Source organism: Pseudomonas sp. SMN5 (genome assembly GCF_052041925.1).
GTDB lineage: Bacteria > Pseudomonadota > Gammaproteobacteria > Pseudomonadales > Pseudomonadaceae > Aquipseudomonas.
On sequence record NZ_JBKGGX010000002.1, the window covers coordinates 148,820 to 166,135 of the forward strand.

Annotated in this window: 12 protein-coding genes; 7 read left to right on the top strand and 5 right to left on the bottom strand. The window is 61.0% G+C overall.

The annotated features are described in order from the left end of the window. The first annotated feature begins 72 nt into the window (after positions 1–72). The 4 genes from ACLEJR_RS02375 to ACLEJR_RS02390 all read left to right on the top strand — a co-directional run bounded on the left by ACLEJR_RS02375 (position 73) and on the right by ACLEJR_RS02390 (position 9,099). Positions 73–1,401, top strand: a complete 1,329-nt coding sequence (locus ACLEJR_RS02375; RefSeq protein ID WP_440811931.1) for a deoxyguanosinetriphosphate triphosphohydrolase — start codon at positions 73–75, stop codon at positions 1,399–1,401. 382 nt (positions 1,402–1,783) lie between these two features. Then, positions 1,784–2,410, top strand: a complete 627-nt coding sequence (locus tag ACLEJR_RS02380) for a response regulator (protein ID WP_440797145.1) — start codon at positions 1,784–1,786, stop codon at positions 2,408–2,410. Between the two features lie 8 nt (positions 2,411–2,418). Beyond that, a complete protein-coding gene (locus ACLEJR_RS02385) occupies positions 2,419–6,039 on the top strand; it encodes a transporter substrate-binding domain-containing protein (protein WP_440811932.1) in 3,621 nt (1,206 codons plus the stop codon). Positions 6,040–6,150: 111 nt separating this feature from the next. Next, positions 6,151–9,099: an HD domain-containing phosphohydrolase gene (locus ACLEJR_RS02390; RefSeq protein ID WP_440811934.1), complete on the top strand. Its 2,949-nt coding sequence runs from the start codon at positions 6,151–6,153 to the stop codon at positions 9,097–9,099. A 20-nt stretch (positions 9,100–9,119) separates the two neighbouring features. On the opposite strand, the gene ACLEJR_RS02395 is transcribed toward ACLEJR_RS02390, so the two are convergent. After that, positions 9,120–9,602 carry a GAF domain-containing protein gene (locus ACLEJR_RS02395; RefSeq protein ID WP_440797139.1) on the bottom strand — a complete coding sequence of 161 codons (483 nt, stop codon included), beginning with the start codon at positions 9,600–9,602 and terminating at the stop codon, positions 9,120–9,122. Further along, a complete protein-coding gene (locus ACLEJR_RS02400) occupies positions 9,599–10,489 on the bottom strand; it encodes an ATP-binding protein (RefSeq protein WP_440811936.1) in 891 nt (296 codons plus the stop codon). Before ACLEJR_RS02400 ends, ACLEJR_RS02395 begins: the two co-directional genes overlap by 4 nt. A 165-nt stretch (positions 10,490–10,654) precedes the next feature. On the opposite strand from ACLEJR_RS02400, the gene ACLEJR_RS02405 reads away from it, so the two are divergent. Further along, the gene (locus ACLEJR_RS02405) at positions 10,655–12,976 is read left to right on the top strand and encodes a response regulator (RefSeq protein WP_440811938.1); all 2,322 of its coding nucleotides are present in this window, start codon (positions 10,655–10,657) and stop codon (positions 12,974–12,976) included. Here the strand turns inward: ACLEJR_RS02405 and ACLEJR_RS02410 are convergent. From ACLEJR_RS02410 to msrB, 3 genes are all read right to left on the bottom strand, one after another. Beyond that, complete coding sequence (locus ACLEJR_RS02410) at positions 12,960–13,421, bottom strand: MarR family winged helix-turn-helix transcriptional regulator (RefSeq protein ID WP_440811939.1); 462 nt, start codon at positions 13,419–13,421, stop codon at positions 12,960–12,962. The two genes, ACLEJR_RS02405 and ACLEJR_RS02410, sit on opposite strands and share 17 nt — an antisense overlap. Next, positions 13,418–13,903, bottom strand: coding sequence for a glutathione peroxidase (locus ACLEJR_RS02415; RefSeq protein WP_440797131.1), 486 nt, complete (start codon positions 13,901–13,903; stop codon positions 13,418–13,420). The genes ACLEJR_RS02410 and ACLEJR_RS02415 overlap by 4 nt, the downstream gene beginning before the upstream one ends. Positions 13,904–14,195: 292 nt before the next feature. Next, complete coding sequence (msrB, locus tag ACLEJR_RS02420) at positions 14,196–14,591, bottom strand: peptide-methionine (R)-S-oxide reductase MsrB (protein ID WP_440797129.1); 396 nt, start codon at positions 14,589–14,591, stop codon at positions 14,196–14,198. Between the two features lie 220 nt (positions 14,592–14,811). Between msrB and ACLEJR_RS02425 the strand changes: the two genes are divergently transcribed. Beyond that, positions 14,812–16,023, top strand: a complete 1,212-nt coding sequence (locus ACLEJR_RS02425) for a pyridoxal phosphate-dependent aminotransferase (protein WP_440797127.1) — start codon at positions 14,812–14,814, stop codon at positions 16,021–16,023. A gap of 300 nt (positions 16,024–16,323) precedes the next feature. Continuing rightward, positions 16,324–17,211, top strand: coding sequence for a protease HtpX (htpX, locus tag ACLEJR_RS02430; RefSeq protein WP_440811940.1), 888 nt, complete (start codon positions 16,324–16,326; stop codon positions 17,209–17,211). Positions 17,212–17,316: the final 105 nt, after the last annotated feature.

The window sequence follows — 17,316 nt, forward strand, 5'->3', positions numbered from 1 at the left end:
GCATGGGCCTTGCAGCGCGACGCTCGAAACGGGAAGCTAAGGCATCGACATTATCAAACGGAGCAACCGGCCTTGGATTGGCACACCCTGCTGAATCGCGAACGCCTCGGCAAACCCCTGCATAGCCCGCAAGAGCTGGGTCGCAGCCCCTTCCACAAAGACCATGATCGCATCATCTTTTCCGGCGCTTTCCGGCGCCTCGGACGCAAGACGCAGGTCCACCCGGTTTCCAGCAACGACCATATCCACACGCGCCTGACCCATTCGCTGGAAGTCAGTTGCGTCGGGCGCTCCCTGGGCATGCGGGTGGGAGAGACCCTGCGCAATGCCCTACCCGACTGGTGCGAGCCAAGCGACCTGGGCATGGTGGTCCAATCGGCGTGCCTGGCCCACGACATCGGCAACCCGCCATTCGGTCACTCCGGTGAAGACGCCATTCGCTATTGGTTCCAGCAGGCGGCGGGCCGCGGCTGGCTGGACGCCATGAGTGAAGCCGAGCGTAACGACTTCCTGAATTTCGAGGGCAACGCCCAAGGCTTCCGCGTCCTCACGCAGTTGGAATACCACCAGTTCGACGGTGGAACCCGACTGACCTATGCCACCCTGGGCACCTATCTGAAATACCCGTGGACGGCGCGTCACGCCGACTCCCTCGGTTACAAGAAGCACAAGTTCGGTTGTTATCAGAGTGAACTGCCGCTGCTGGAGCAGATTGCCAATAAACTGGGCCTGCCGCAGATCGAGGAACAACGCTGGGCGCGGCATCCGCTGGTGTACCTGATGGAAGCCGCCGATGACATCTGCTACGCCCTGATCGACCTGGAAGACGGCGTCGAGATGGAGCTTCTACAGTACTCGCAGGTGGAATCGCTGCTGCTGGACCTGGTGGGCGACGATATTCCGGATACCTATCGCCAGCTGGGGCCGCTGGACTCCCGGCGCCGCAAGCTGGCGATCCTGCGAGGCAAGGCCATCGAACACCTGACCAACGCCGCCGCGCGGGCTTTCGTCGAGCAGCAGGAGGCCTTGCTTGCCGGCACGCTGCCGGGAGATCTGGTGGAACACATGCATGGCCCGGCAAAGCGCTGCGTATTGAATGCCAAGGACATGGCACGCAGGAAAATATTCCAGGACAAAGGCAAGACCCTACACGAAATCGGCGCCTACACCACCCTGGAAATCCTGCTCAATGGTTTCTGCGGCGCAGCACTCGAACAACACGGCGGTCGCACGCCTTCGTTCAAGAACCGTCGCATCCTCGACCTGCTGGGCAACAACGCGCCCGACCCGAACGGGCCGTTGCATGCTGCCTTCCTGCGCATGATTGACTTCATTGCGGGGATGACCGACAGCTATGCCAGCGAAATGGCCCAGGAAATGACCGGTCGCACCCGGCAATGAATTGGAGCCACATCCCCGGACGTCACCAATTCTGTGGGAGCGAGCCTGCTCGCTCCCACAGAAATTCGGTAACGCATTAGTTGATCCAACACAACAAAGGACGCTTGGCTGGAAATGAAGTATTTCGCCAGCGCAACATTGAATATCGCTTTTCCTAGACGTTTATATAAGCAACAAAACTGCGGAAATTTCCTTTCACAAATGACTGATTCGTCAGTTTTCCTATTCCATTCGCCTACTAAAACCCTTTACACCCGTAATATCTTGCCTCTTTTTTTGTAGGAAACTTCTGAAATTGAAGTTGCATGGCTGTCTGTTCGTACGACCCCGGCTGTAACTGGGCTAAGGTGCGCGCTTTATTAAGCTCGCAGGGAATTTATTCATGAACTCCGTTTTCATTGTCGACGATCATCCGGTCATCCGCCTCGCCGTCCGCATGCTCCTGGAGCATGAGGGTTATAAGGTCGTAGGGGAAACTGACAACGGCGTCGATGCGATGCAAATGGTGCGCGAATGCATGCCGGACCTAGTCATCCTGGATATCAGCATTCCCAAACTCGACGGGCTGGAAATCCTCTCGCGCTTCAACGCTATGACCACTCCCCTCAAGACCCTGGTGCTCACGGCCCAATCGCCCACGCTGTTCGGTATTCGCTGTATGCAATCCGGTGCCTCTGGCTACGTGTGTAAACAGGAAGATCTCAGCGAACTTGTCAGTGCTATCAAGGCGGTATTGTCCGGCTACAACTATTTCCCCAGTCAGGCACTTAATCCGATGCACCCGGATGATCCGCGCAGCATAGAGCTGGATCTTTTCAAGAGCGTCAATGATCGCGAGTTGATGGTGCTGCAACTCTTTGCCCAGGGACGCACCAACAAGGAAATAGCCAAAGGGATGTTCCTGAGCAATAAGACCGTCAGCACCTATAAGAAACGGCTGATGCAGAAACTCAAAGTCAAATCCCTGGTAGACCTGATTGAAATGGCCAAGCGCAACGCGCTGGTGTGAGAAACCGGATGCTCAAATGCATAACGAAATGTCTCCTTCTTTCAGCCGCGGGTTTATATGCCGGTGTCCTCGCGGCGGCCCCCGCCGCGCCCGAGCCGTACACGCTCCTGGGGCGCTCGCCGACGGCCCCTGTCGAGGTTCGGCTGGATGACGTCCACCGGGCCTGGCTGACGGATCGACGGGAACTGGTCCTGGGAACCTCTGCACCGGATTACCCGCCCTTCGACCTCTCCACGAGCGGCCGCGATTACGAAGGCATGACTGCCGATTATGCAGGGCTCATCGCCAGGGCGACCGGCCTGCCCATGCGGGTGCTACGGTTCGATTCCCGCGAGGCCGCCGTGGCCGCTCTCGCACAAGGGCAGATCGACCTGCTGGGCACGGCCAACGGTTTCGAAGCGCGCAATCCAGACCTGGTGTTATCGACCCCCTATGCCGTAGACCAACCGGTTCTCGTCACTCGCACCGACGAGAGCCCATCCCTGGCCGACCATCTCGAAGGGCTGCGGCTGAGCATGGTCTATCACTACCTGCCGTTGCCGGAAATTGAAAAGCTGTACCCCAAGGCGCTCATCACCACTTACCCCTCCTACCAGAATGCCATCAACGCCGTCGCGTTCGGCCAGGCCGATGTCTTCCTCGGCGATACCATTTCCACCCATTACATGATCAGCAAGGGCTACCTGAGCAATATCCGCATGGCCAGCTTCGGCAAGCACGAATCCCACGGGTTCGGTTTTGCGGTGCGACGCAACGATACCCGCCTGCTCGACATCATCAACACCACGCTCAACCAGATCCCGATCGCCGAGCAAGCGGCCATCGCCAAGCGCTGGAGCGCCGGCAGCGACCTGTACCTCACCGACCACAGGATACAACTGACCGACCGCGAGCAACGCTGGCTCGCGGCTCATCCCGTGGTTCGAGTGGCAGTCAACGAAACATCGGCGCCGTTCACTTTCTTCGATGCACAGGGCGATTTGCGCGGGATCAGCGCCGACCTGCTGGAACTGATCAGGCTGCGCACCGGCCTGCGCCTGGATATCCAGCGGCGCCAGAGCGACAGCGAAATGATCGCCTCGGTCCTGCACGATCAGGCCGACATGGTGGCTGCGCTGTTGCCCAGTGGCGAGCGACAACAACAGCTCCGATTCAGCCGACCCTACGTCGACAGTTCGTTCGTCCTGCTGACCCGCAAACATGCAGGCACACCGACGACTCTCGATCAATTCGGTCGTGCAAGCCTGGCCATCGCCAAGGGCAACCCGGTCATCGAATGGCTACGCAGCCAGTACCCCGCTATCACGATCATCGAAACGGACGGCTCCTTGCGCGCGGTGGAAATGCTTGCCGATGGACAGGTCGATGGCAGCGTGCACTCGCTGGTGATGGCCAACTACTTCATCGCCTCCCACAGGCTGCACGACCGGTTGCAGATCAGCAGCACGGTCGGCACCCAGCAAGCCCTGTTCTCCCTGGCCACCGCAAAAAATGCCACCGAGCTCAGCGCGATACTCGACAAGGCGCTGACCAGCATCGACCCCGATGAACTGGGCGTCATCAACAATCGTTGGCGTGGTTACGTCTCGGCATCGGAACACACCTGGCGCACCTATAACCGCTTGTTCTTCCAGATCGTGGCGGGTGTCGGTTTGCTGTTGCTGCTGTCGCTGGCCTGGAACGCCTACATGCAGCGCCAGATCCGGCAACGTCAACGGGCGGAACTGGCCCTCAATGACCAACTGGAGTTCATGCACGCCCTGCTCAACGGCACGCCCCATCCGATTTACGTGAGGGATCGCAACGGCTTGCTGCAAAGCTGCAACGACAGTTACCTGGAGACCTTCGATGCACGGCGCGAGGACATCCTCGGCAAGGATGTGATGTCGGGCTCGATGAGCAACGCCTTCGAAGCGCAGCAATACCAGGCCGATTACCAGCGCGTCATGCGCGAAGGGACTCCCCTGATCATGGACCGGCCCTTGCACATCGGCGACCGGCAACTGACGATCTACCATTGGATCCTCCCCTACCGAAACTCGGCCGCCCAGGTACAAGGCATCATCGGCGGCTGGATCGACATCAGCGAGCGGCGACAACTGTTCGAACAGCTGCGCGCCTCCAAGCAACAGGCCGAAGACGCCAACCGGGCCAAGAGCACGTTCCTGGCGACCATGAGCCACGAAATCCGCACCCCGATGAATGCCGTGATCGGCATGCTGGAACTGGCACTCAAACAGGCCGACAAAGGCCATGTGGATCGTTCGTCCATCGAAGTGGCCTATGAGTCGGCATCCGGGATGCTCGAACTGATCGGCGACATCCTGGACATCGCCCGTATCGAATCGGGCCATCTGAGTCTGGCGCCCGAACGGGTCAATCTCAGGGCCATGCTGCAATCGGTCATACGGGTATTCGAAGGTGTGGCGAGACAGAAGAACGTCGGTTTATCGCTGCAGTTCGATACCACCGAAGGCAGTCCGGACGTCTTGATCGACCCGTTGCGCTTCAAGCAGGTGCTGTCGAACCTGATCAGCAATGCCCTCAAATTCACCGAAAAGGGTCAGGTCCGGGTGAAGGTCCGCTTGTCTCGAACCGCCGAGGACAATGTCCTGCGCCTGCAACTGGAGGTCAGCGACAGCGGCATCGGGATCAGCCCGGCCGATCTGCAACGGCTGTTCGAACCGTTCGCCCAGATCGACAACACCAGTCGAATGGCCCGCAAAGGCGCAGGCCTGGGGCTGGTGATCAGCCGTAACCTGTGCCGGATGATGGGTGGCAGCCTGCACATGAACAGCCAGCCGGGCATCGGTACCCAGGTCCAGGTCTGCCTGCGCTTGACGACCCTGCCACCCGCGACGCCTGGCATATCCCTGGAACCGGCGATCGAAACAGCCGCAACGGCCCTGGACATCCTGGTGGTGGACGACCATCCCGCCAACCGCCTGTTGATGTCGCAGCAACTGGAATACCTGGGCCACCGCTATCAGGTCGCCCACGATGGCGGCCATGGGCTCGAGATGTGGCGCAACGGGCACTTCGACCTGGTCATCGCCGATTGCAACATGCCCATCATGAGCGGCTACGAGCTGGCCCGGTCGATTCGCCGCGATGAGACCGAAAGCCAACGGCCGCCTTGCACCATCCTGGGATTCACCGCCAATGCGCAACCGGAGGAAAAGCAACGCTGTCGGGACGCCGGAATGGACGACTGTCTGTTCAAACCGATCAGCCTGAACGCCCTGAGCCAGTGGATCAAGAACGTCAACGCAACCGTCCGCCCCGAGGTCTTCAGCGTGCAGAGCCTGCAGGCGCTGACCGGTGGCGACCCTTCTTCCACGCGGCGCTTGTTGAGCGAACTGTTCAGTAGCAGTCGAGCAGACCGTCAGGAGTTGCTTCAGGTCGCCCGGCAGGGCAGCCGCCAGGCGCTGACAGAAACGGCGCACAAGATAAAAGGCGTGGCCCGAATCGTCCAGGCAACCGTGCTGATCCAGCGGTGCGAAGCCCTGGAGCAGGCCTGTCGCCAAGAGCAGGCACCTGGACAGATCGACGCGTGTATCCAGGCCCTCGACCACGCCATGACCGAACTTGAGCAGGCCTTGGGCATGGAGATCGCCAAGGCAAAATAATCCGGTGTTTACTATGCTGTTCGCAGCAGTGCGTACCAGGGGTGTTCTCGATCGGTTTCCCCTTCACGCAAGGAACTGATGAGAGCACCCCTTTCACTTGGAGTGACTGCAATGCCCAGCGCACCGCCTCCGGAAAAACGCCGGTTTCCCCTGCACGTCCACATCAGTGTGATGTTCACCTTGCTGCTGTTGCTCACCGGGACTGTGCTGGGCGTTTTCAACTACCAGCAAACCACGCAGATCATCCTGTCCAGCAGTGAAAAACTGTTTAACCGGATTGAACAGGATGTGCGCCTGGACCTGTACGACACCTACGAACCGATCCGCCATTTGCTGGGCTTGCTGGCCGACTATCCGGCGCCCCAAGCACCCGGGACTACCCAGCGCCTGGCCTTGCTCACGCCTTTCAGTCAGGCACTGCGAGACAACCCGGACCTGGCGTCGCTGTACCTGGGCGACAGCGACGGCAACTTCCTGATGGTCCGGCCACTGCGCAGCGAAACCCTGAGGACCGACTTGAAGGCTCCCGCCAACGCGGCCTACCAGGTCTGGACCGTGGAGCAGGCAAACAACGCCGAACCGCTGCATTCCCAGTCGCTGTTCTATGACGACGCCCTGGTCCTCATCAGTCGCCAGGACCTCACCGGCGAGACCTTCGATCCCCGCAGCCGCGGCTGGTTTCGCAGCGCAATGGAAAGTCCCGAGCAAATCACCACCGAACCCTACGTGTTCTTTTCCACCCGTAACATCGGCACCACGCTCGCCCGGCGCAGCGGTGAGCGGGCCGTCATCGGGGCCGACCTGACGCTGGCGGCCCTGTCCGAAACGCTGGCCAAACATAAGGTAACCCCAGGTACCGAAATCGTATTGCTCGACCCCAAGGGCAACGCGGTCGGCTATCCCGACAGCGCCCGGATCGTGGCCGACAGCCAGTCGGCGCGCCTGATCAAGGCCAGGGATCTCAACCCGGCTATCGCCGCCGCACTCGACGCTCCCCACGATGCCCCGCGCCTGGAAGCGGTCGGACGCCGATGGATCGTGTCCCGCAGCCACATGCAGGAAGGCGGGCCGCAAGGCCTGGAACTGGCGCTGCTGGTGCCCGAGGATGAGTTGTTGGACGATGCCTATCGCCTGCGCTGGCAAGGCGCACTCATTACGCTGGCTACCTTGCTGATGTGCCTGCCACTGGGCTGGCTGACCTCACGAATCCTGGTCAAGCCCCTGCGGGCACTGGTGCAGGAAGCCGATGCCATCCGCAGCTTCGATTTCAATTACCCGGTGTCGCGTCGCTCCCCGGTGCTGGAGGTCGATCAGTTGAGCGTGTCGATGGCGCGCATGAAGGAAACCCTGGCGAGTTTCTTTGAAATCACCGCCAGCCTGCGCGCCGAAACCCGTTTCGCCCCGTTGCTGGAGCGGGTGCTGTTCGAGACTGTGAAAATCGGCCAGGCCCAGGCCGGGCTGATCTACCTGCGGGAAAACGACGACAACCGGGTCAAGCCGTATGGGCTGGTGATCGATGGCACCCCACGGGATCTGGACGCGTTCAAACTGCAAGGCTACGAGCTTCAAGGGGACGCCAGCCCGCAATGGCTCCAGCAGCTGGCTGTGGCGGAAAACCTGGTCGCCTCCCTGGGCTTTGAACAGGCTGCCGACTTGCAGAGTGTCCTGCGGGCACTGGACGCGCCGCGCGTGCACCTGATCGGTATCCGCCTGCGCAACCGTCACTACGAAACCATCGGGTTCCTGGTGCTGCTGATCAATGACAGCGGCACCGAAGCGGACCTCGAGAAACTGCAACCGGACCGCATCGCCTTTTTGCAGGCCGTGTCGGGCGCTGCGACGGTGAGCATTGAAGGCCAGCGTCTGCAAGCCAGGCAAAAGCAACTGTTGGACTCGTTCATCCAACTGCTCGCCGGCGCGATTGACGCCAAGAGTCCCTACACCGGTGGCCACTGCCAACGGGTGCCGGCCTTGACACTGATGCTTGCCCAGGCCGCAGCGGCCAGCCAGGCGCCGGCGTTCGACACTTACCGGCCCACTGAAGATGAATGGGAAGCCTTGCACATCGCGGCCTGGCTGCATGATTGCGGCAAGGTCACCACACCGGAATACGTCGTCGACAAGGCCACCAAGCTTGAGACGCTGAACGACCGGATCCACGAAATCCGCACCCGCTTCGAGGTGCTCAAGCGCGACGCCTGGGTCGACTATTGGCAAGCCGTGGCAACGGGCGGCGAACCTTCTGACCTCGCCCGGCGCCGCGACGCGACGTTGGCAGCCCTGGATGACGACTTTGCCTTTGTCGCCCACTGCAACCTGGGCTCGGAGGCCATGGCCGAGGCTGACCTGCAACGCTTGCAAAACATCGCTCGGCGCACCTGGACCCGCACGCTGGATGATCGCCTGGGGGTTTCCTGGGAAGAGAACCGGCGGCAGGAGCGTACATCCAGGCCAACCCTGCCGGTCACCGAAGCATTACTGGCGGACAAGCCGGAGCACCTGCTGGAACGGCACGACGCCGAACTGATTGCACCGGACAACCCCTGGGGCTTCCAGCTCGATGTGCCGCAATGGAAATACAACCGAGGCGAACTCTACAACCTGAGCATCACCCGGGGCACGCTGACCCGCGAAGAACGCTACGTAATCAATCATCACATGGTGCAGACGATCCTGATGCTCAGCCAGTTGCCTTTCCCCAGTCATCTGGACAACGTGGCGGAGATTGCCGGCGGTCATCACGAGAAAATGGACGGCAGCGGTTACCCCAAGCGGCTCAAGCGCGAGCAGATGAGCTTGCCGGCGCGCATGATGGCCATTGCGGATATCTTCGAGGCATTGACCGCCGCTGACCGCCCCTACAAGAAAGCCAAGAAACTGAGCGAAGCGCTGGGGATCATGGCGACCATGTGCCGTGACGCCCACATCGACCCCGAGCTGTTCGGGTTATTCATCGAAGAAAGGATTTATCTGCGTTACGCCGAGCAGTTTCTCGATCCGCACCAGATCGATGAGGTCGATCCACAGCGCCTGCTGGTCATTGCAGGGCTCAAGCCGTGAGCCCTGCCTCAAGGAGCCGCTCAGCAGTCCGTCAGGCGCAGGAATATCCCGGCCAGCTGCTCGATGCCGGCCTGGTCATGCTCGGTAAAGCGCGCCAGTTTCGGGCTGTCCAGGTCGAGCACGCCGATCAGGCGTCCGTCCTTGACCAGCGGCACCACCAACTCGCTGTTCGATGCGCTGTCGCACGCGATGTGTCCGGGGAATGCATGCACGTCTTCGACGCGCTGGGTTTGCAACGTCGCCGCCGCCGTACCACAGACGCCGCGACCGAAGGGAATCCGCACGCAGGCAATCTGGCCCTGGAACGGCCCCAGCACCAATTCTTCGTTGCGATTGAGATAGAAGCCGGCCCAATTCAAGTCTTCCAACTGACTGAACAGGAAGGCCGAGAATTGCGCGGCGTTGGCGATGAAATCACGCTCATCCGCCAGCAGGGATTGCAACTGTGCCGCTAACAGACCGTAGCCATCGAGGCCCTGGCCGGTGCTTTTCAAATCGATCATGCCTTGTGCTCCAGCAACTTGAGGCCTACCCAATACCGGGCAAACTGATAGGCGCAACGTCCGTTGCGGTTGCCGCGTCCGGTGGCCCAGCGCACCGCCTGGATGTCCAGCGCCTCGTCGCGTTGCCAGACCAGTCCGGCCTTGGCCGCCAGTTCGCCGATCCAGTGTTCCACCACGTTGAGGAAATGCTCCTGGGTGAACGGATAAAACGACAGCCACAAGCCGAATCGGTCGGACAAGGCGATCTTGTCCTCCACCGCTTCGCTGGGGTGGAGTTCGCCGTCGACCCGCTTCCAGTTCTCGTTATCGCTTTCCTTTTCCGGCACCAGGTGACGGCGGTTGGAGGTGGCGTACAGCAGCACGTTGTCCGGTGCCTGTTCGAGGGACCCGTCCAGCACGCTTTTGAGCACGCGGTAGTCGCCCTCGCCGGACTCGAACGACAGGTCATCGCAGAACAATACGAAACGCTGGGGCAGTTTCGCCACCTGCTCGACCACCCGAGGCAGGTCGGCCAGGTGATCGCGCTCGATCTCGATCAACCGCAGGCCCTGCCCGGCGTGCTCGGCCAACAGCGCGCGCACCAGCGACGATTTACCGGTGCCACGCGAGCCCCAGAGCAATGCATGGTTGGCCGGCATGCCATCGATGAACTGCCGGGTGTTGCGGCCCAACTGTTCGACCTGGCGGTCGACGCCGATCAGGTCCGACAGACGCATGTCGAGGCTGACCTGCAGCGGCAGCAGGTAGCCGCTGCGTCCGTCTCGTTGCCAACGGGCGGCCAGGGTCTGGGTCCAGTCGATGTCAGGGCGCGGCGCCGGCAACAGAGGCTCGATCCGGGCCAGCACGGCATCGGCGCGCTCAAGAAAAGCATTCAATCGCGAGTCCACTTCTTCTCCTCGGGCACGTTCACAGTAATGATGGCGCTACAGCAACGAAACGCCGTATCCAATGGCGGGTCTACCCCACACACAACACAAACCGGTTGCACCGGTATTCAGAGATGATCAGCTATGCTTGAGCGGCGAAGGGAAACGTAAGTGGTTCAGCACTCAATGGACATCAGATTCACCCAGCGGCTGTCTTACAAGCAGGCACGCCTGACCGTCCTGGTGGGCTTCGTGCTGGGCACCTTGCTCAGCCTGATGCAGATCGGCATCGATTATGCCAGTGAAGACGCCTCGATCAACCGGGAAATCCTGTCGTTGCTGGAAATCAGCCACAACCCGGCCTCGCGCATCGCCTACAACATCGACGCCGAACTTGCCCAGGAGCTGTCCATGGGCTTGTTGCGCTCACCGGCCATCATCGGCGCCGAACTGGTCGACAACAACAAAATCGTACTCGCCAGCGTCAAGCGGCCGGAACTGCAAAGCAGCTATCGGTTCATCAGCGACTTCATGTTCGGCGCCCAGCGTCAGTTCGAGGACCGGCTCTACCTGGACCATCTGCCCAACGAGTCCCTGGGCGTATTGCGCCTGGACGTCGATACCTACGCGTTCGGCGCGCGCTTTCTGCGCCGTGCCGAGGTCACGTTGCTCAACGGCTTCGCCCGCAGCCTGATTCTCACCGGCCTGTTGCTGGCGCTGTTCTATGTGATGCTGACCAAGCCGCTGGTGCGGGTGATCCGCGAGCTGAGCAGCCGCGACCCCGGCAGCAGCGAGCAGAATCGCCTGGAATGTCCGTCCGGTCACCAGTCCGATGAAATCGGCGTACTGGTGTCCGTCGCCAACCAGCAGTTCGAAAACATCGCCACCGAAATCCAGCAGCGACGCACCGCTGAAAATCGCCTGACCGAATACCTGGCCCAACTGGAAAACATCGTCTCGGCCCGCACCGCCGAACTGAAGGCGATCAATGCGCGTCTCAGTCAATCCAACGAGGAGTTGGAGGTGGCCCGGCGCACCGCCCTGGACATGGCCGAGGCTCGCTCCGCTTTCCTCGCCAACATGAGCCATGAAATCCGCACGCCGCTCAATGGCCTGCTGGGGATGATTGCGTTGTCTCTCGATGGCCCGCTGACGGCCGAACAGCAGCAGCAATTGTCGATTGCCCATGACTCGGGCAAGGTCCTGGTGGAGCTGCTTAACGACATCCTCGACCTGTCGAAATTCGACGCAGGCCAGCTGGAGCTCGAACGTATCCCGTTCGACCTCGGCTCCCTGATCGAGGACACCGCCAACCTGCTTTCGCAAAACGCCGCGCCCAGCGTCGAGCTCGCCTGCCTGATCGACCCGCAGTTCCCGGCGCAGGTGCTGGGTGACCCGACCCGGGTGCGCCAGATCGTCAGCAACCTGCTGTCCAACGCGCTGAAGTTCACCCGCTTCGGCCGGGTCGATGTGAAGTTGAGCCATTACGACGGCGGCGTGCGCATCGAGGTCTGCGACACGGGCATCGGTATCCCCAAGGAGGCCCAGGCGCGGATCCTGCAGCCATTCACCCAGGCCGGTGCCGGCATCACTCGTCAGTTCGGCGGTACCGGCCTGGGCCTGGCGCTGACCTACAACCTTTGCGAAGCCATGCAGGGCCGTTTGACCATCAGCTCCGAAGCCGGCTTCGGCAGCCAGTTCTGCGCTGACCTGCCCCTGCCCTGTCACACACCGGCCACGCCGCTCGAGCCGCTGCGGGGCAATGTCGTCGCCATTACCGCCGGCAGCAGCGGCCTGGCCGAGTTGCTGCAGATGCAGCTACCGGGCTGGGGGCTGGACTATGTAAGGCGCTCGGTCGATGACGGGTTGCTGGGTCTCGCGCCCGACGTGCTGATTACAGACTGTCCGGAATGCCTGTTCAACCTGCGACCGACGTTTAGCGCGCCGATCCTGCTGGTCACCGCCTACGGCAGCTTCATGCCCGGCGAAGAAGCCGCCGCCCTCGCACCACTGATCCAGCAGGCCCGGCCCCTGGCGCGCCATGCGCTGCATCAGATTCTGCGGCGCGCCTTGCAAAGCGAGGCGACCACCATCAACGAGGCGCAAATCGAAACCCAGATCCCGTCCCGCCGCGGACGGGTGCTGCTGGTGGAGGACAATCCGGTGAACCAGCTGGTGGCCAAGGGCATGTTGGTGAAACTGGGTTGCGAGGTCACCGTCGCGGCCCACGGCGCCGAAGCCCTGGGCCAGCTTGAGCAGCGGGTTTTCGACCTGGTGCTGATGGATTGCAACATGCCGGTGATGGACGGCTATGAGGCCAGCCGGCAGATCCGCCAGAGCGGGCGTTGGCCGGAGTTGCCTATCGTGGCGTTGACGGCCAATGCCATGCCCGAGGAGCGCGAGCGCTGCCGGGCATCGGGCATGAACGATTACTTGTCCAAGCCGTTTCGTCGCGAAGAACTGGCGGCGGTCCTTGACCAGTGGGTGCCGACTACGTCAGCGCTTTGATTTGTCCCAGCAGGTGATCGAGACCGTCTCGCAACGTGCCGAGGCGGTCCAGGTCAACCCCGCTTTCGCATAACAGGCGCGCCTTTAGTGGAGCAACCTGGTCGCGCAATACCCGGCCTTGCTCCGACAGGCTCAGGTGCACTTCCCGCTCATCCCGGGCCGAACGCTGGCGCTGGATCAGGTCCAGCTGTTGCAGGCGCTTGAGCAACGGCGTCAACGTGCCGGAATCCAGCAGCAGGCGTTCACCCAAGGCCTTGACCGTCGGTTGTTCCGGCGCCGTGTCGTGCCACTCCCACAGCACCAGCATCGCCAGGTACTGCGGATAGGTCAGGCCGAGCTGGTCGAGCATCGGCTTGTAGCCCCGGATCACCGCCCGCGATGCGGCATACAGCTTGAAGCACAACTGGCTGTCGAGCTTCAGGGAATCGGCTGACAGGTCATTCATTTGAGCAGTGCTTCGATCTCGCCGGTGAGATCCTGGGGTTTGGTGGTCGGGGCAAACCGCTTGACCACCTGACCGTCCTTGCCAATCAGGAACTTGGTGAAATTCCACTTGATCCCTTTGGATCCCAACACACCGGGCGCTCGCTGCTTAAGCTGGACGAACAACGGATGGGCGTCGGCACCGTTGACCTCGATTTTCTTGAACAGTGGAAAACTCACGCCGTAGTTCAGCTCGCAGAACTCGCTGATCGCTCCTTCATTGCCCGGTTCCTGCTTGCCGAACTGATTGCAGGGAAAGCCCAGCACCACCAGGCCCCGGTCCTTGTAGGTCTGCCACAACGCCTCCAGTCCCTTGTATTGCGGAGTGAAACCGCACTGGCTGGCAGTGTTGACCACCAACACCGCCTTGCCGGCGAAATCGGCAAGGGTCTTTTGCTCGCCCTTGATGGTGGTGCACGGGATGCTCAGTAAGTTGTCGCTCATGGCACGGCTCCGATTAAAGGTTGAACGCTGAAAATAGCGAGCAATTGAATTGCGTACAATTTAATCATTGAAAGTAATAACTCATCATAAACGTGGCCTCAGGCATTGCCCCCCGTGGCGAGGGAGCTTGCTCCCGCTCGGCTGCGAAGCAGCCGCAAATCGATCACCACGCTCGATCGAACCGTATCAGGTGCTATTGGGGCGGCTGCGCCACCCAGCGGGAGCAAGCTCCCTCGCCGCAGGTAAGCAACTGGCTGGCGCGCAAAATCGGTTGGTACCAGGCCTTCGGTGGTTACTCGCGAGGAACCAGATCCAGGCACACCGAGTTGATGCAATACCGCAGCCCCGTGGGCGGTGGACCGTCCGGGAAGACGTGGCCCAGGTGCGCATCGCATTTGGCACAGACCACTTCGGTGCGGATCATCCCGTGGCTGACATCCCGCACTTCCACCACGGCGCTGCCCTCGATCGGCGCGTAGAAACTCGGCCAGCCACAGCCGGAATCGAACTTGGTCCGTGAATCGAACAGAGGCTCATTGCAGCAGATGCAGTGGTACACGCCGTCGGTCTTGGTAGCGTTGTACTTGCCGGAGAATGGGCGCTCAGTGCCCTTCAGGCGGCAGACGTTGTATTGCTCCGGATCGAGCATGGCGCGCCATTCTTCAAGGGTTTTTTCCAACTTTTCCATCGTCCTACCTCGGCAATTGAAAAAGCCCGATCCGACGCTTTTAAGCAGATCGGGCGGCACGTATGATTGCGCCTCGTCAGGCGCCAGTCTGGCAGTCACGTCACGCGCATTCAAACGGATTGTGACGCCTACGCCGCGTCAGGCCCGGGCACAGACGCAGCAATCCCAGTACGGTAGTTCATACGCCGCCTGGATCGTTCATTTTCGGGAACACATCGCCATGCAGGTCAGCAAATCGAACAAGCTCGCCAACGTCTGCTACGACATTCGCGGCCCGGTGCTCAAGCACGCCAAACGCCTGGAAGAGGAAGGCCATCGCATCCTCAAGCTGAACATTGGCAACCCGGCGCCCTTTGGTTTCGAAGCGCCCGATGAAATCCTCCAGGACGTCATCCGCAACCTGCCGACCGCCCAGGGCTACAGCGACTCCAAAGGCCTGTTCAGCGCACGCAAGGCGGTGATGCAGTACTACCAGCAAAAGCAGGTCGAAGGCATTGGCATCGAAGACATCTACCTGGGTAACGGGGTGTCCGAGCTGATCGTGATGTCGATGCAGGCCCTGCTCAACAACGGTGACGAAGTGCTGGTGCCGGCGCCTGACTATCCGTTGTGGACCGCCGCCGTGAGCTTGTCCGGCGGTAACCCGGTGCATTACCTGTGCGACGAACAGGCCAACTGGTTCCCGGACCTGGCGGACATCAAGGCCAAGATCACCCCGAACACCAAGGCGCTGGTGATCATCAACCCGAACAACCCCACCGGCGCCGTGTATTCCCGGGAAGTGCTGCTGGGCATGCTGGAACTGGCCCGCCAGCACAACCTGGTGGTGTTCTCCGACGAAATCTACGACAAGATCCTCTACGACGATGCCGTGCATGTCTGCACCGCGTCCCTGGCTCCGGACCTGCTGTGCCTGACCTTCAACGGCCTGTCCAAATCCTACCGGGTCGCGGGTTTCCGCTCCGGCTGGATCGCCATCTCCGGGCCCAAGCAGCATGCCCAGAGCTACATCGAAGGCATCGACATGCTCGCCAACATGCGCCTGTGCGCCAACGTGCCGAGCCAACATGCGATCCAGACCGCGCTGGGCGGCTACCAGAGCATCAACGACCTGGTCCTGCCCCAGGGCCGGCTGCTGGAGCAACGCAATCGCACCTGGGAACTGCTCAACGACATCCCTGGCGTCAGCTGCGTCAAGCCAATGGGCGCGCTATATGCCTTCCCGCGGATCGATCCCAAGGTCTGCCCGATCCACAACGATGAAAAATTCGTCCTCGACCTGCTGCTGTCCGAGAAGCTGCTGGTGGTCCAGGGCACGGCATTCAACTGGCCGTGGCCGGATCACTTCCGCGTCGTGACCCTGCCCCGGGTCGATGATCTGGAACAGGCCATTGGCCGGATCGGTCACTTCCTCAAGTCCTATCGTCAGTAGTCCACAAAGCGTGCGGGACGCCTTCGTCTCGCACGCTGTCTGATTCAGCAACATATCCGTTCAGAAGATTCCGGCAAGGCTCCTACACTTGAGACTGGGCAGCCAAGGACGGCCGTGTCCAACGTTCACGGGGCATCCACATAAGATTTCTTTTCCTCGCTCACTTTCAGAAAAGTCTTTCAAACATTTAGGACGCTTGTAGGACATAGTTTGAAATAGTCAGCGAGTTGAATAGCCAGCGGCAGCACCTTATATACCCGCATGACGCTACATCTTTAGCATGAGGAGATTTCCACAACCATGATGCGCATCCTGCTGTTCCTGGCCACTAACCTGGCGGTCGTGCTGATTGCCAGCATCACCCTGAGCCTGTTTGGCTTCAACGGGTTCATGGCGGCCAACGGGATTGATCTCAACCTCAATCAGCTGTTGATCTTCTGTGCGGTGTTCGGCTTCGCCGGCTCCCTGTTCTCGCTGTTCATCTCCAAGTGGATGGCGAAGATGAGCACCGGCACCCAGATCATCAGCCAGCCGCGCACCCGCCATGAACAATGGCTTCTGCAAACCGTCGAGCAACTGTCCCGGGAAGCCGGGATCAAGATGCCGGAAGTCGGGATCTTCCCGGCCTACGAGGCCAACGCCTTCGCCACCGGCTGGAACAAGAACGACGCTTTGGTCGCCGTCAGCCAGGGTCTGCTCGAGCGATTCTCCACCGAGGAAGTCAAGGCCGTGCTGGCCCACGAGATCGGCCACGTTGCCAACGGCGACATGGTGACCCTGGCGCTGGTCCAGGGCGTGGTGAACACCTTCGTAATGTTCTTCGCCCGGATCATCGGCAACTTCGTCGACAAGGTGATCTTCAAGAACGAGGAAGGCCAAGGCATCGCCTACTACGTGGCAACCATTTTCGCCGAGCTGGTACTGGGCTTCCTCGCCAGCGCCATCGTCATGTGGTTCTCGCGCAAACGCGAATTCCGCGCCGACGAAGCCGGTGCACAGCTGGCCGGCACCACTGCCATGATCGGCGCGCTGCAACGCCTTCGCGCCGAACAAGGCCTGCCGGTCCATATGCCCGACACGCTGAATGCCTTCGGCATCAACGGTGGCATCAAGCAGGGCCTGGCTCGGATGTTCATGAGCCATCCGCCGCTGGAAGAGCGTATCGACGCGCTGCGTCGTCGCGGTTGATAGCCAGCGTCTCAGAAGCCCGCAGCGATGCGGGCTTTTTTACGCCTGACTGGCTTCATCGCGAGCAGGCTCGCTCCCACAGGGATTTATAAACGCCATAGATCC